At 66.2% G+C, this 13871-nt stretch carries 16 protein-coding genes; 8 read left to right on the top strand and 8 right to left on the bottom strand.

The features are described 5' to 3' along the window. Positions 1–24: 24 nt before the first annotated feature. The 5 genes from NGM15_RS13635 to glmM form a co-directional block, all read right to left on the bottom strand. On the bottom strand, positions 25–198 hold the full coding sequence (locus NGM15_RS13635; RefSeq protein WP_253431987.1) for a DUF1059 domain-containing protein: 174 nt from the start codon (positions 196–198) through the stop codon (positions 25–27). A 212-nt stretch (positions 199–410) separates the two neighbouring features. Further along, positions 411–668, bottom strand: coding sequence for a GIY-YIG nuclease family protein (locus tag NGM15_RS13630; RefSeq protein WP_253431984.1), 258 nt, complete (start codon positions 666–668; stop codon positions 411–413). 82 nt (positions 669–750) lie between these two features. Further along, positions 751–900, bottom strand: coding sequence for a DUF7563 family protein (locus tag NGM15_RS13625; protein ID WP_253431981.1), 150 nt, complete (start codon positions 898–900; stop codon positions 751–753). Between the two features lie 111 nt (positions 901–1011). Next, positions 1012–1779, bottom strand: coding sequence for a nickel pincer cofactor biosynthesis protein LarB (larB, locus tag NGM15_RS13620; RefSeq protein ID WP_253431978.1), 768 nt, complete (start codon positions 1777–1779; stop codon positions 1012–1014). A gap of 88 nt (positions 1780–1867) precedes the next feature. Then, entirely contained in the window at positions 1868–3232 is a 1365-nt protein-coding gene (gene glmM / locus NGM15_RS13615) for a phosphoglucosamine mutase (protein WP_253431975.1), read from the bottom strand. Between the two features lie 227 nt (positions 3233–3459). Between glmM and NGM15_RS13610 the strand changes: the two genes are divergently transcribed. The 5 genes from NGM15_RS13610 (at position 3460) to NGM15_RS13590 (ending at position 7442) form a co-directional block, all read left to right on the top strand. Then, positions 3460–4371, top strand: coding sequence for an HVO_0234 family beta-propeller protein (locus NGM15_RS13610; protein WP_253431973.1), 912 nt, complete (start codon positions 3460–3462; stop codon positions 4369–4371). Positions 4372–4441: 70 nt separating this feature from the next. Then, the gene (locus tag NGM15_RS13605; RefSeq protein ID WP_253431970.1) at positions 4442–4972 is read left to right on the top strand and encodes a hypothetical protein; all 531 of its coding nucleotides are present in this window, start codon (positions 4442–4444) and stop codon (positions 4970–4972) included. A 159-nt stretch (positions 4973–5131) separates the two neighbouring features. Beyond that, complete coding sequence (locus tag NGM15_RS13600) at positions 5132–6019, top strand: ribose-phosphate diphosphokinase (protein ID WP_253431967.1); 888 nt, start codon at positions 5132–5134, stop codon at positions 6017–6019. 186 nt (positions 6020–6205) lie between these two features. Beyond that, positions 6206–6751 (top strand): heme NO-binding domain-containing protein, encoded by a 546-nt coding sequence (locus NGM15_RS13595; RefSeq protein ID WP_253431964.1) that lies wholly within the window; start codon positions 6206–6208, stop codon positions 6749–6751. Positions 6752–6887: 136 nt separating this feature from the next. Beyond that, positions 6888–7442: a hypothetical protein gene (locus NGM15_RS13590; RefSeq protein WP_253431962.1), complete on the top strand. Its 555-nt coding sequence runs from the start codon at positions 6888–6890 to the stop codon at positions 7440–7442. A gap of 71 nt (positions 7443–7513) precedes the next feature. On the opposite strand, the gene NGM15_RS13585 is transcribed toward NGM15_RS13590, so the two are convergent. Next, entirely contained in the window at positions 7514–8671 is a 1158-nt protein-coding gene (locus NGM15_RS13585) for a S24/S26 family peptidase (RefSeq protein ID WP_253431960.1), read from the bottom strand. Positions 8672–8805: 134 nt separating this feature from the next. Between NGM15_RS13585 and NGM15_RS13580 the strand changes: the two genes are divergently transcribed. Next, positions 8806–10359: a DNA-directed DNA polymerase II small subunit gene (locus NGM15_RS13580; RefSeq protein WP_253431957.1), complete on the top strand. Its 1554-nt coding sequence runs from the start codon at positions 8806–8808 to the stop codon at positions 10357–10359. 21 nt (positions 10360–10380) lie between these two features. On the opposite strand, the gene NGM15_RS13575 is transcribed toward NGM15_RS13580, so the two are convergent. Together NGM15_RS13575 and serA are read right to left on the bottom strand one after the other, a co-directional pair. Continuing rightward, the gene (locus NGM15_RS13575; protein ID WP_253431954.1) at positions 10381–10572 is read right to left on the bottom strand and encodes a hypothetical protein; all 192 of its coding nucleotides are present in this window, start codon (positions 10570–10572) and stop codon (positions 10381–10383) included. Between the two features lie 196 nt (positions 10573–10768). Further along, a complete protein-coding gene (gene serA / locus NGM15_RS13570; protein WP_253431952.1) occupies positions 10769–12349 on the bottom strand; it encodes a phosphoglycerate dehydrogenase in 1581 nt (526 codons plus the stop codon). A gap of 218 nt (positions 12350–12567) precedes the next feature. Between serA and NGM15_RS13565 the strand changes: the two genes are divergently transcribed. Together NGM15_RS13565 and NGM15_RS13560 are read left to right on the top strand one after the other, a co-directional pair. Then, the gene (locus NGM15_RS13565; protein WP_253438094.1) at positions 12568–13038 is read left to right on the top strand and encodes a FlaD/FlaE family flagellar protein; all 471 of its coding nucleotides are present in this window, start codon (positions 12568–12570) and stop codon (positions 13036–13038) included. Between the two features lie 310 nt (positions 13039–13348). Further along, positions 13349–13849 (top strand): PadR family transcriptional regulator, encoded by a 501-nt coding sequence (locus NGM15_RS13560; RefSeq protein ID WP_253431949.1) that lies wholly within the window; start codon positions 13349–13351, stop codon positions 13847–13849. The last annotated feature ends 22 nt before the right edge of the window (positions 13850–13871 follow it).

Raw genomic sequence — 13871 nt, 5'->3', positions numbered from 1 at the left:
AAAAATCGAATCGCCGGACGGAACTCAGACCGATTGCAGGTATTCAGTCTGCAGTTCCTCGTCCGTGTAATCCTTTCCGTGGGCCTCCTTCATGTGATTTCTCGCCAGTTCGATCGCTTCTCCCTCGTCTTCCGACTGGACGACGAACCGGCAATCGTTCGCCGCCGATTCGCAGTCGAGTTTGTGTGCTGTTGCCATGATTCCCCTCTCGCTCGTGTGGTTCGAACGGTAACCGGCGCCCGAAGTCGTGTTAAATGCTACCGAACGCCATTGTTCGTACCCCCGCGAGTGAGTTAACGGTTTTCGACGGAAACTCTGTACACGCACACCGGACCGTCCAGGACGAAATCCAGTCGTTTGGTCGAAAACAGATATGTTGCGCGCTTCTCGCCTCACTCGCCGTTCTCACCTCACTCGCCCTCAAAGCCGACCAACCGCTCCTTCCGCGAGCGTGCGAACTGTTTAATTTCGTACTCCCTGCTCATCGCGGTCGATTTCGAGGTGTAGCGTTCGACGTGGACGACCTCGACGGGGCCGCGACCGCGAGTGTACTTCGCCCCCGTTCCCGCGTTGTGCTCGTCGACGCGTCGCTCGAGGTCGGTCGTGTAGCCCGTGTAGAGGCTGCCATCGGCGCACTTGAGGACGTACACCGTGTGTCGCTCGGTCATCGACTCGTCGATCAGTAGGTGGGCGATACCAAAAAGCCTCGCTACGGCGTGGGGTCCGCCGGTGTTCGTCTGGGCTGGCCGCTCAGGAACTGGTGGCGCGCTCTCTCGCCGCTTCCGCGATCCCAGCGTTGGCTGAACAGCTGATACACGCGTGGATCTTCCCGTCTTCGTCGGCGAAGACGCGTGCGAAGCGCTCGGAGACGTGCGCGCCGCAGTGGGTACACGTTGGCATGGTGTGCCGGGACGACGCCGGCATCTCGAGTTAGTGCCCAATCGATAAATAGTCTTTGCCAAACGCTGCCAAGTTTTTCTGAGAAGGGACATTATCTTTCGTTACTGCGACTTACGACTCGCCGGTTCGAGCCTCGTCGATCGCTCGAGCTATCAGCGTCGCCTGAGCACCGGCGACGAAGCCGGCGTCGACGTTCACGACCGAGAGGACGGTACACGACTGAAGCATCCCCGCCAGGGCGGCCTCGCCTTCGCCACCGTGACCGTAACCGCTCGAGACCGGTACGCCGATCACGGGGGTGTCGACGAGACCCGCGACGACGGTCGGGAGCGCCCCCTCACGGCCGGCCGCGACGATCGCCACGTCGGCCGCCCGCACTCGGTCGACCTGGTCGATCAGCCGGGTGAGCGCGGCGACGCCCACGTCGTCGAGCCGGTCGACCTCGAGGCCGGCGTCGGCACAGACCAGGGCGGCCTCGTCGGCGACCGGGCCGTCGACCGTGCCCGCGGTGACGATCGCCACGGTCGCCTCCAGCGCCGACCGATCGTGGTCCGCCGCGGTTGCGAGGAGGGTCGTTCCCCGTCGGTCGACCGTGACGTCCGGAACCGTCCCCTCGAGACGTTCCTCGAGCGCGTCGACGTGAGCGTCTCCGAGTCGGGTCACGAGCGCCCGGCCCGTCGTTTCGAGGGCTGTCGTCGCCAGGCTCGCGACCTGTTCCGGCGTCTTTCCCTCCGCGAGGATCGCCTCGGGGATTCCTCGACGAGTGTCTCTGGCGGCGTCGAATCGGCCCGCTTCGCCCGTGACGTACCCGTTGAGTTGAGCCTCGGCTTCGGCGGGTGAACACTCCCCCGCGGCCACGGCTTCGAGTAACTCGCGCATACGCTTCGTTCGGGCTCGAGCGTACACGAATGCGTCGTTCTCGAACGTGCACGAATGCGGCGACCTCGAGCGTCCCGAGGGAAAACGATCAGGCGCGCTCTTTCGCCTCGACCAGCGCCTCGTGCATCTCGGTGACGAGCGCCTCGGCCCGCTCTCTCTCGCGTGCCTCGGCGTAGATCCGGACGAGTGGCTCAGTCCCCGAAGGCCGGGCGAGCACCCAGGCGTCGCCGTAATCCAGCCGGTAGCCGTCGCGCGTGTTGAGGTCGGCGTCGGCCGACCGGGCCTGGTTGGCCGCCGCGTCGAGCATCGCGTCGCGCTCGGCGGTCGACTCGTAGGCGACGTTTCGGCGAACGTTCGCGTAGCCGTCGTAGGGCGCGACGATCTCGCTCACTGGGCGGTCGGCGACGAGTTCGAGGAATCGCGCGGCCGTGTAGCCGCCGTCCCGGGCGAGCCGGAAGTCGGGGAAGAAGATCCCGCCGTTGCCCTCGCCCGCGATCGGGACGTGGCGGTCGTTCAACTCGAGTTCCTCGATCCGGGTGATGATGTTCGTCGAGCCGATCGGCGTCAACTCGAGATCGGCGCCGACGTCGTTGGCCACGTCGACCAGCCGCTGGGAGACGTTTACCGCGGAGACGGTGACGTCGTCGGGCTCGAGTTCCGCGGCGGCGAGGGCGGCCAGGGTGGCGTCGCCCTCGACGTAGGTGCCGGTCTCGTCGAAGAAGATGGCCCGGTCGGCGTCCCCATCGTGGGCTACTCCGAGGTCGGCGTCGGTCGCGCGGACGAGTCGACCGAGATCGGTGAGGTTCTGGCTGACCGGCTCCGGGTCCCGGCCGGGGAAGTGGCCGTCGGGCTGGGCGTTGACCGTGACGACGCGGCAACCGAGCGCCCGGAAGAAGCCGGGACTCGTGAGCGAGCCGGCGCCGTGACCGGGATCGAGTGCGACCGTCAGTCCGGCATCGGCGATTTTCTCGCGGTCGACGTTCACCAGTAACTCGTCGACGTAGTCCTCACGCACGCCGTCCACCTCACGAACGCGGCCCGTCTCGTCCCACGATGCGACCGAGAACGTCTCTCCGAGCAGGGTCTGTTCGATCTCCTCGAGATCGGACACCGCGAGTTCGACCCCGTCGCTTCCCACGAGTTTGACGCCGTTGTACTGGGGCGGGTTGTGCGAGGCCGTGATGACGATGGTCGGCACTCCCTCACGCTCGGCGTAGAACTGCGCACCGGGCGTGGGGACGATCCCGAGGCGGTCGACGTCCGTTCCCGTACTCGCCAGCCCGCTCGTGGCCGCGTCGGCCATCATTCGACCCGTGTACCGGGTGTCTCGAGCGACTGCGACCCGGTCGACCCCCCAGGCGGTCCCCGCCGCTTTGGCGACCCGGAGTACGAACGCCGGCGTCAGTTCCTCGTTGGCGACGCCGCGGGTCCCGCTCGATCCGAATACCTTCATTGCCGGGAACTCTAGCGGGCGAGGTCAAAGTGGTTCCGAAGCGGTCTGGTCGGCTTCGGGCCCGCTCGAGCGCTCCGGACGTCCGCGCGTTGACCTGACCGTCCTCAGTCCGCCGGCTATCCACCCCCCCCCCCCCCCCATTCACTATAATTTCTATAGTACTTGGATACCCTCGGAGAGCGACGGCAGACAGCAAGCCTTTCAGCCCGCGCCGCCCGACTCGAGGTATGGTCTCGATCGACGAAAAGCGCGTCTACGGTGCCCGCGAGGGGGCAACGGCGGCCTACGTCGCAGCCGAGATGGGCGTCGTCCGCGTGCTGATTTCGGGGGACGCCGTCGGCGAGTTCTCGCTGCTCGAGCGCTGTACCGCCCGCGACCTCGCGGCGGGCGTCGGCTGGTTGGCCGTCGCGACCGACGAGGACGTCCTGGTCTGGGACCTGTCGAGCGAGTCCGAGGAGCCCGCGTTCGCTCGAACCGACTTCGGTCCCGCCGTCACCGTCGGAATCCGCGACGAGACGCTATTGGCCGCTGACACGAGTGGCCGAGCAGGCAGTCTGGACCTCGAGGCGCTCGCGGTGGGCGACTGGCGCGACCTCGCGTTTGCAGACGCGAAGGCCTCCGAGGAACCGACCGTCCGGGCCGCAGACGGCGACCTCCTCGCGACCGACGCGGGCGTCTACCGACTCTCGGGAACCCGGCTCGCACACGCCGGACTCTCGGCCGTCCGTGACGTCTCCACCGCCGGCATCCCCCTGGCAGCGACCGCGGACGGCCTCTACCGCCTCGGCAACGGCTGGATGCGCGACCTCGAGGGAGCGTTCGATCGGGTCGCGGCGGATCCGCTGAGCGACCCCGGATCGCTCGCTCGCGCCCACGCGCTGGGCGACGCAGTGTACGAACACGGCGCGGACGGAGCGGACTCCGGAGCGGCGAGCGAAAACGGCTGGCGGCGCCTCGAAGCGCCGAACCCCGACCTCGTGGACATCGCGTACGGCGACGGCGTCTACGCGGTTACCGAGGACGGAACCGTCCTGGTGGCCGACTCAGGTCGGGGACCGGGAACCGAGGCCCGCTGGCGGCCCCATCCGGTCGGCGTTCGCGGCGTCGCCGCGATGGTCGTTCCGCTCGAGCGCGCCTGAGTCGCCACCGATCGGCGTCGGACGAGCGTCTGACGGGGAGTTATCAACAGGGCACCCCATTCGCTCGAATATGACCGAATTGACACGCAGACGGGTGCTCGCAGCGACGGGGATCGCCGGTGCAATGGCGACCGCTGGCTGTCTGGGATCGGCCGACGAAGGTGACGGGAACGAAAACGGGGATGGGCCGAACGACGGCGAGGAAGAACCGGCACCGGCCGGAACGCGTCTCGGCGAAATCACCGTCGAGAACCTCGACGACGTAGACCACACGGTCGACGTCCTCGTCGAGTACGACGGCGAAATCGCCCACTGGTCGACCCACGAGTTCGACGACGAGACCGGCGGCGCCACGCTCGAGGCCGACTGGCCCGACGAACGGGGCGACTTCCGGGTGACCGCTCGCATCGACGGCACGGACTTCACACAGGTGACGCCGGCGAACTGGAGCGACCCCGACTGCCTCAACCTCATCGTCCTGGTCCGCCGAGACGGCACGGTCCGCATCGCCGGCGTCACCGAGGGCGGCCCCTGTGGGTCGGGCGACGTGGACATCGAGGCCGCCGAAACGGCCGAGGGAGCGAACGAGAGCGACGAGTAGGGACTCGACGTCGACGGCCGTCGGGCGAAGCCGAAGCGGAAGCGAAAGCGACAGGAGCGGCGAAGCGGAGACGTAGACGGTGGTGCAGTGAAGCGAAGACGAGGACGACGAGAGCGACGAACGAAAACGGGTTTTACCACGGGGACGCTTTCCACGCGTATGACCACCATCGTCAGCGCCTCGAGTTCCCAGGCGCTCGCGGCCGCCCTGGCCCGCGAACGCGACGCGACGCTCGCCAGCGTCGCCTACGACCGCTTCCCCGACGGCGAACTGTTCGTCAGCCTCCAGGACGAGTCGGCAAACCTCGAGGGCGAGCGCGTCGTCGTCGTCGCCGCGACGGCCTCGAGCGACGCCCACGTCGAACTGCTCTGTCTGCAGGACGCCGTCCAGGAGGCCGGGGCGTCCGAGGTCGTCACCGTCATCCCGTACATGGGCTACGGCCGCCAGGATAGGGCGTTCGAACCCGGTGAGCCGATTTCGGCGCGCGCCGTCGCCCGGTCGATCTCGACCGGCACCGACGCCGTCTTCGTCGTCACCCCGCACGAGGACTCCGTCTGTGAGTTCTTCGAACCGACGGCGACGCCCGTCGACGCCGCGAGCGTCCTCGCCGACCCGCTTCCGGCCGACCTGGAGGAGCCCGTCTTTCTCTCCCCGGACTCGGGGGCGATCGAGCTGGCCGAAACCGTCTGCGACGCCTACGGTCGCGGCGACACGGACTACTTCGAGAAGACCCGCCGCTCCGGCACCGAGGTCGAAATCTCGCCGAGCGACGTCGACGTCGCGAATCGAGACGTCGTCGTCGCAGACGACATCATCGCCACCGGCGGCACGATGAGCGAGGCCGTCGCCGTCCTCGGCGAGCGCGGCGTCGGGCGCGTCTTCGTCACCTGCGTCCACCCGCTTCTCGTCCGGAACGCCTACACGCGGCTCTCGAACGCCGGGGTCGAGGCCGTTTACGGCACCGACACCCTCGAGCGACCGACGAGCGCCGTCTCAGTCGCGCCAGTCGTCGCCGAGGCGCTCGAGAGCGCGGGTTCCCTCAACTGAGTTCCGGGACCGCTGGGAAAATTGCCGCAAACGGGCGGCCGAAGACCCATGAGTCGAACGACATATTACGGTCGGCTCGAATCATCGATCCGAACGGGAGATACGCCAGAAATACGCCGGAGATACGCCGGAGATACGCCGGAGGTGCTGGCAGATCATCGACTACGCGGCACACACTCGCCCCAGATGCACGGACTCGTCCACCAGACGCTGAAGACCTACGTCGTCGAGAAGACCGACGAAGCGAGCTGGGCGGTCGTCCTCGAGCGCTCGGGGATCGATCCCCGGCTCTACCTGCCGGTCTCGCACTACCCCGACGAGGAGATCGCGACGATTCTCGAGACCGTCGCCGAGCTGTCGGGTCACGAGGTGGCCGCCGTCGAGCGCGACTTCGGCCGAACGCTTGCTCCCGCGTTACTCCAGAACTTCCGCGCGCACTGGCGAGACGACTGGGCGCTCGCCGACCTCCTCGAGGCGCTCGAAGAGATCGCCGTCGCGCTCGCGGCGAAGTCAGCCGAGAACCGACCGCCGACAGTGACCTGCGAGTCGACCAATTCAGGCCTTCGGGTTACCTACCGATCGCACCGCGACCACCCGGCGATGGCCCACGGCATCCTGGAGGGGCTGGCCCGTGAGTTCGAAGTGGACGCGACGGTAACCCGGGTCGAGACCGAGCGGACCGGCGAGGAGACGCGCGCTGTGTTTCGACTGTCCGGCGACGGACTCGAGTGATCGACGGGGAGGAAATCGGCCTGGGCGCCACCACGGTAGGCACTGACAAACGAAACGGAGAGCGCCTGCAGCCGCGTCGAAACAGTGGTTAACAGGAGACTAACCAATAGGGACGGGATGGAGCGCTCGAGTACCTATGAGCGACTACCCCAGGGACGAACCGGACACCTCGGACGTCTTCGACGACGTCACGCCCGATCCGGACGCCGTACTCGACGCCTTCGACGTCGATTCGCCCGACGATCTGATCGCCGACGCCGCCATCGGTGACGGCGCTCACGACCCCACGACTGACGACGCTATCGACGCCGACGACACCATCGCGAGCGATCTCTTCGACGAACTCGGGCGCGTCGCCCGCGAACTCGAGGCGACCGATACGGTCGCCCGTGAACCCGAGGGAGCACTCACGACGGAACTCACGGCGGGACCCACGACCGAACGAACGCAACTGGGCTACGAGGAAGCCGACGACGTCGGGAAAACGACCGTCGAAAAGCGCGTGCGCGAACTGCCGTCGTCCTGGCAGGCGGCCTTCGGTCGTGAGTCCGATCGGAGCGACGACCGAACCGAACGCCGAGAGCGGCGAACCAGGAGGCGGCTCCGAGTCCGGACCGAGTCCGACATCACCCTGTCCGGCCCGACGCCATCGCCGGTGCGCATCTCGAACGAGACGTTCGGGCGAGTTTGAGTCTGAAAGCGATACGACGCGGCCACACGAACCGAGACGACACGCGGGTCGGCCGATCAGTGCCGGGACGATCAGCGTCGCCTCGAGCGTGGCGGATACGCGAATCCAATCGCGCCAAACATCCCGAGGAGTGTCGGTGAAAGGAGAGAGAGGGTGCTCGAGACTCCTGGAGTTACCGCGAACGCGAAGAGTTCCTCGAAGCCCAGTCGAACGTGCCCGAGCCACGGGATGCGGAACATGCCCTTGCCGGTGGTCCACTCGGGTTTGACGACCGACGTGTCGGCGCCGACGTTCGCCGTCTGATCGTAGCCGCTGTTGGCATCGCCCTTCGTGACGAACCCGGCGTGGGGTGCCGGGCAGGCCCGAACCCGTTCACAACTGGCGCCGTTGACGAACTCCGGGTCTGCCTGTCCGTCGACCCAGTTCTCGTCGGCCTCGACCCAGAAGTGGGCGCGATGGATCACCGGCGTCTCACCCGCGTTGCCATTCGGTCGGAAGATGATCACGTCACCGGCCCCGCCGAACTTCTCGTGGCCGTTCTCGAGACCCGATTCACGGGTGACGATTCCCGTCCCGTCGACCGGATCGTCGCCGGCGAACCGATCCTCGGCGACGACGAAGATCATGTCCCCGCGCTCCATGTTGGGTTCCATGCTCCCGCTCTCGACGGCGACCAGCGGCGGCCAGATGCCGCTGACGCCGAAGAGCACCAGGCCGATGACGGCTACGAGCGCGACGCTGCTCAGCACGTCGCGGACGGCGACGACGGTGCCATTGTTGGTCCGGAGGAACCAGCGAATCGGGCCGTCGTCTTCGATCGTCACCCGGTCGTCGTCCGGCCGCGCCCGTCGTTGGGGCGGCCGGTCGCGCTCCCGGACCGTCTGGCTGGCGAGCGTCGACTGGCCTTCGGACATACCGACACCGCCATCGCTGTCACCGCTTGCGTTACCGACGTCACCGCCACCGCTGCCGCCGCTAGCAACGCTGTCGCCACCGCTACCGACACCGTCTCTATCGCCACCATCGCCGGACGCCCGCGCCGGCGACGATGAGTCGCTTCGGCCCGCACTCGAGTCGTCTTCCGCAGGTGGTCGACTCGAGTCGGCCCGTTCGGTACCATCGTCCCTCGACTGATCGCCGTCCGCCCGGTCGCTCGGGCGTTCCGGCCCGGTGCGGTCGGCGCGCTCACTCGAGTTCTCGCGTTCGTCGTCGCCGCCGTCACCGCTCATCGACTCCCGGTTTGGGGGACGCGGCAATCAATTTTCTGTTCGAGGGTGAGTCTCGTTCCCACGCCGACAGATCGTCCCTCGAGCGGACAGTCGTATCCGCCATCCTTTTATCGTTACTCGCGAATACGCAGGACGTGCCACTCGAGGGGCCGGCCCGAATCGTCAGCGAACTCACGAGCCGCGGCTACAACGCTGACCGCGAGGCCGTGACGCTCATCGCCACCGCGGACGACCCCGCCGACGCCCTCGAACGCGCTATCGACGCCGCCCCCGAGAACGCGCTCGTCCTCCGAACCGAGGACGTCAGAACGGTGCTCGATGCGCAAACGGACGCCCAGCCCGCTGGGACCGAGCCGACGCCCGCTCGCCAGGACCCCCCTGTTTCGACTGGAACCGGGCCCAACGTATCGCCACAGGGCGAGGGAAGCGTTCCAGTCGAAACGGAGGGGAGTTCCGATCCGAGGACGCCCCTCGACACGAGTCGCCAGTCGATCCACGTCACCAACGACATGACCGGCGAGAGTACCGGCACCGGCGAGTACAAGGACTTCGTGGCAGTCTTTCGCGACCGCCTCGAGCGCCTCGGCGGCAAACTCCGGGGCCGGGTCAACCATCGCCCGGCGACCGCCATCCAGGCGATGCCAGGCGGCGGCGATGTCGGGATGGTCGGGCTGGTCAACGACATTCGCTCGACGGCCAGCGGCCACTGGCTGATCGAACTCGAGGACGCCACCGGTACCTTCCCGTGGCTGGTGATGAAAGACCGCGACTACGCCGACCTGGTCGACGAGTTGCTCTGTGACGAGGTGCTCGCGATGGAGGGAACGCTCTCGGACGACGCGGGCATCGCCTTCGTCGACTCCATGTACTTTCCGGACGTCCCCCGGACCCACCAGCCCTCGACGGCCGACCGCCACGTCCAGGCGGCGCTCATCAGCGACGTCCACGTCGGCAGCCAGGAGTTCATGCACGACGCCTGGAACCGCTTTACCGACTGGCTCCACACCGAGGACGCCCAGCACGTCGAGTACCTGCTCATCGCCGGCGACATGGTCGAGGGCGTCGGGATCTACCCGAACCAGGACGAGGAACTCGACATTATCGACATCTACGACCAGTACGAGCGCTTCAGCGAGTACCTCAAGCAGGTTCCGGGCGACCTCGAGATCGTGATGATCCCGGGCAACCACGACGCGGTTCGCCTGGCCGAGCCCCAGCCCGGGTTCGACGAGAACCTGCGCGAGATCATGACCGCCCACGACGCACAGATCGTGAGCAACCCCGCGATGGTCACCGTCGAGGGCGTCTCCGTCCTGATGTACCACGGCGTCAGCCTGGACGAGGTCATCGCCGAGTTGCCGGCCGAGAAGGCGAGCTACGACGACCCGCACAAGGCGATGTACCACCTCCTCAAAAAGCGCCACGTCGCGCCCCAGTTCGGGGGCCACACCCGCCTCGCCCCCGAGGAGAAGGACCACCTGATCATCGACGAGGTGCCCGACATCTTCCACACCGGCCACGTTCACAAGCTCGGATTCGGGAAGTACCACAACGTGCTCGCGATCAACTCCGGGTGCTGGCAGGCCCAGACGGACTTTCAGAAGAGCGTCAACATCGACCCCGACTCCGGCTATGCGCCCATCGTTGACCTGGACACGCTCGAGGTCACCGTGCAGAAGTTCGCGTAGGTGCGCTATCCGTCGTGGACGTCAGCGATCGTTTTCACGGCGATTTGCGACGTTTCCAGTATATTTTCGCAGGTCGGTTTCGTAGGCCCAGACTGCACTTACCCCAGCACCGACGACGATACCCGCGCCTACTCCGAGAGGTCCACCGACTGTGCCCCCGAACGTCCCGCCCAAAAAGGCGGATGCGATGACTACCAGATCCTTGTAGTCCATGCAATTAAGTAGCCCACAAATACAATAATTGTGACGGTACCTCGAAGACGCAGTCCAAGGAACCCGACAGGCCAGCGAGAAGAAGTCGATACCCGTAATCTCGGTAATACGCTCGAGGGCAGCTCGAACGACTTGAACGACTCGAACGACTCGAACGACGACGGCCGAAAACGAATATGGAATCGTCAGCGAACGACTACCCGTTCAGCGTGATGTACCGAACCCTGATTATCCGCTCGTCGGCCTCGAGTTCCTGCCTCGCCTCCCCAGGCACCTCGCCGTCGACGTTGTAGACGGTGAGGGCCTCCCCGCCGTGAGCCTCCCGGGCGTTGAACATCCCCGCGATGTTGACGCCGTGGGCACCCATCACCGTCCCGATGAGGCCGATGACGCCGGGCTCGTCCGTGTTTCGGGTGACGACCATCTTCCCGTGGGGGATGGCGTCGACGCGGTAGTCGTCGATGCGAACGATCCGCGGGTCGTCGCCGGCGAACAGGGTGCCGTCGACCGTGATCGCGTCGTCGCCGCTCGAGACCGTCACCGATATCAGGCTCTGGAAGTCCTCGCTCTGGCGGCTCTTGGACTCGGTCACGTCGACGCCCCGGTCCTCGGCGATCTGGGGGGCGTTCACGGCGTTGACCTGCCACTCGAGCGGTTCGAAGACGCCCTTCAGCGCCGAGGCGGTGACGAACTCGACGTCCTCCTCGGCGATGTCGCCCTCGTAGCGCACCTCGATGGATTCGATGCGAGCGTCGAGCACCTGGGCGGCGATCTTGCCCGCCGTCTCGGCGATGTTGATGTAGGGCTCGAGGCGCGGGAACGCGCTCTCGTCGATCGAGGGGGCGTTGAGCGCGTTCGCGACGGGTTCCTCCGCGAGGGCGGCGACGACCTGTTCGGCCGTCGATGTCGCCACGTTCTCCTGGGCGGCCTCGGTCGACGCGCCGAGGTGGGGCGTGACGATGACGTCCTCGACGAACAGCAACGGCGAGTCTTCGGGGAGCGGTTCCTCGCGGAAGACGTCGAGCGCCGCACCCGCCACCACTCCCTGCTCGACCTTCGCCGCGAGGGCGTCCTCGTCGACGATGCCCCCGCGACCGACGTTCACGAGGTAGCCGTGGCCGAAACGCTCGAGTTCGGCGTCGCCGATCAACCCTTCCGTCTCCGGGGTCAGCGGGGTGTGGATCGTCAGGAAGTCGCCGCGCTCGAGGCAGGTCTCGAGGTCGACGAGTTCGGCGCCGAGGCGGTCGGCGCGCTCCTCGGAGATGTAGGGATCGTAGGCGACGAGGTCCATGCCGAGGGCGTCGAGTTTCTTCGCGACCTCCTGGCCGACGCGACCGAGGCCAACGATGCCGAGGGTCTTACCGTTGAGTTCGGTCCCGAGAAACTCGCTCTTGGCCCACTCGCCGTCCTTCAGGCGGGCGTGGGCCTGCGGGATCGAGCGGGCGGCGGCGAACGTCATCGCGACCGTGTGCTCGGCCGCCGCGCGAACGTTCCCCTCCGGCGCGTTGGCGACGATGACCCCCTCGTCGGTGGCTGCCTCGATGTCGATGTTGTCGACCCCAATACCCGCCCGCCCGACGATCACGAGGTTCTCGCCCGCTTCCAGGACCCCGCGTGTGACCTCCGTCCCGGAGCGCACGATCAATCCGTGTGCCGTCGAAACCGCCTCGAGGAGCGCCTCGCCCTCGAGTTCGTAGGCCGTCTCGACCTCGTGGCCGGCGTCGCGAAGTACGTCCAGACCCGCGTCGTCGATGGGGTCTGTGACCAGAATCTTCATACGCGAGTCAATCGCGTGCAACGGGTAAACCCTTCCGAACCCTGCAGATGTTGGGACGTCGTGTGAGCGAGGCTCACACCCGAGACGCGAAGCCGAGCACCGCCGTCCGCGACTCATCGCTCGACTCACCGCTCGAAATGACGGGAATGTTCATGCCTGCTCCGGCGAAGAACCCAACAGACACGCAGCCAGGCGGCCAGGCACCCCACACCCCCATCATGTCATCCCCCACCCCCACCCCGTACCTCGAATCGCTCGAACAGTCCTCGGCCCACGCCGACGCGACGATCAAGTGGGCCCGCTACCTCGGCGAGACATTCGGCACCACCGGCGCGCTCAACTGCCTGCGATACTACGAAACCCTCGGGTGGATCAGCCCGCTGGTCCGCAAGCAGATGACCTCCTACCTGCGCGGCCTCTCACTCGGCGAGATCCACAACCGTCGTTACGACGAACCCGCGAGCCTCGAGTACCCCCTCGAATCGCTGTCGGGGACGCTCTTTGGCGCACACGCTCAGAGCCTCGAGTACATCTCGAAGATCAGCGGGGACGACCTCGAGGAGCACGTGATGATCGCGCGGATGGCCGAACGTCGCGTCGAGCGCAGACTGGACGACGAGGAGGAAGACTCCAGTCAGCCGAGCGAGATGGTGAGCATCATCCAGGACGAGGCGACGAGCCTTTCCTGACGGCGAATAGTTATTTTCTCGACGACGCTGACCGTCTAGATTCGACCGTCGAGATGGACGACATATGCTATTTCGCATATGAGTTTGAAATTCGCCCGTAAGCCCCCTCAGCCGGTGCCTGAGCGCTGGTAACGCAACGTTCGATCTCGGACAATCGGTTTTCATACCGGCAAGAATCGGCCACTTTCTTTATTACGTGGTAGTTCATCTGCTTGAGTAATTCACGATCGAAAATGGAATCAATCCAACCGTTCTCCCGTGCGTGGGGAAGGGTGGTGCGTTCGCTCGTGAACCCCCCAGGTGTTCGAAAATGCGTGAGCAATCCCCCAATACGAAGTCCGTCCTCGAGCAGTTCTCGAGCGCGGCGACTGCGGCAGGGCAGTCAGCACAGTACGATATCACGATCGGGACGACCAAAGAAGACAGCCGGGCCGTCGAGCGCGAACTCGACGAACTCATGGCGGAGGTCACGAGTGCGCTCCCGACCGACGATGTCCAGTTCGACGACGCCATCATCAAGGAGAACCTCGACGAGATTCTCCTCATGCTTATCTCGCTCCACGGCGAAACCCACGGCAAAGAACTCCTCTCGGATCTGACGCACCTCTTCGGTGCCCAACTCAGCCCCGGGACGGTTTACCCGAGCCTCCACGAGCTGGAGGACGAGGGTGTGCTCTCGATGCACGCGAAGGTCCGCACGAAGGAGTACGCCATCGCCGACGAGGACTACGTCCGAACGACCGTCGAGCAAACGATGCTCCAGCACCTCGCGTTCGGGTTGCTGTTGTACGCGTTCTTGCCGCGGCTGTAGGTGTAGGCGATTTTCTCGGCAG

It is taken from the genome of Natronosalvus halobius (assembly GCF_024138145.1).
Lineage (GTDB): Archaea > Halobacteriota > Halobacteria > Halobacteriales > Natrialbaceae > Natronosalvus > Natronosalvus halobius.
The sequence above is the reverse complement of the archived record's forward strand: the minus strand, read 5'-3'. Positions and strand labels throughout refer to the sequence as shown.

What these genes read in the sequence shown, in the direction of transcription:
- NGM15_RS13635 (WP_253431987.1), bottom strand. Translation starts at nt 198, where the DNA reads ATGGCAACAGCACACAAACTCGACTGCGAATCGGCGGCGAACGATTGC.
- NGM15_RS13630 (WP_253431984.1), bottom strand. Translation starts at nt 668, where the DNA reads ATGACCGAGCGACACACGGTGTACGTCCTCAAGTGCGCCGATGGCAGC.
- NGM15_RS13625 (WP_253431981.1), bottom strand. Translation starts at nt 900, where the DNA reads ATGCCAACGTGTACCCACTGCGGCGCGCACGTCTCCGAGCGCTTCGCA.
- larB (WP_253431978.1), bottom strand. Translation starts at nt 1,779, where the DNA reads ATGCGCGAGTTACTCGAAGCCGTGGCCGCGGGGGAGTGTTCACCCGCC.
- glmM (WP_253431975.1), bottom strand. Translation starts at nt 3,232, where the DNA reads ATGAAGGTATTCGGATCGAGCGGGACCCGCGGCGTCGCCAACGAGGAA.
- NGM15_RS13610 (WP_253431973.1), top strand. Translation starts at nt 3,460, where the DNA reads ATGGTCTCGATCGACGAAAAGCGCGTCTACGGTGCCCGCGAGGGGGCA.
- NGM15_RS13605 (WP_253431970.1), top strand. Translation starts at nt 4,442, where the DNA reads ATGACCGAATTGACACGCAGACGGGTGCTCGCAGCGACGGGGATCGCC.
- NGM15_RS13600 (WP_253431967.1), top strand. Translation starts at nt 5,132, where the DNA reads ATGACCACCATCGTCAGCGCCTCGAGTTCCCAGGCGCTCGCGGCCGCC.
- NGM15_RS13595 (WP_253431964.1), top strand. Translation starts at nt 6,206, where the DNA reads ATGCACGGACTCGTCCACCAGACGCTGAAGACCTACGTCGTCGAGAAG.
- NGM15_RS13590 (WP_253431962.1), top strand. Translation starts at nt 6,888, where the DNA reads ATGAGCGACTACCCCAGGGACGAACCGGACACCTCGGACGTCTTCGAC.
- NGM15_RS13585 (WP_253431960.1), bottom strand. Translation starts at nt 8,671, where the DNA reads ATGAGCGGTGACGGCGGCGACGACGAACGCGAGAACTCGAGTGAGCGC.
- NGM15_RS13575 (WP_253431954.1), bottom strand. Translation starts at nt 10,572, where the DNA reads ATGGACTACAAGGATCTGGTAGTCATCGCATCCGCCTTTTTGGGCGGG.
- serA (WP_253431952.1), bottom strand. Translation starts at nt 12,349, where the DNA reads ATGAAGATTCTGGTCACAGACCCCATCGACGACGCGGGTCTGGACGTA.
- NGM15_RS13565 (WP_253438094.1), top strand. Translation starts at nt 12,568, where the DNA reads ATGTCATCCCCCACCCCCACCCCGTACCTCGAATCGCTCGAACAGTCC.
- NGM15_RS13560 (WP_253431949.1), top strand. Translation starts at nt 13,349, where the DNA reads ATGCGTGAGCAATCCCCCAATACGAAGTCCGTCCTCGAGCAGTTCTCG.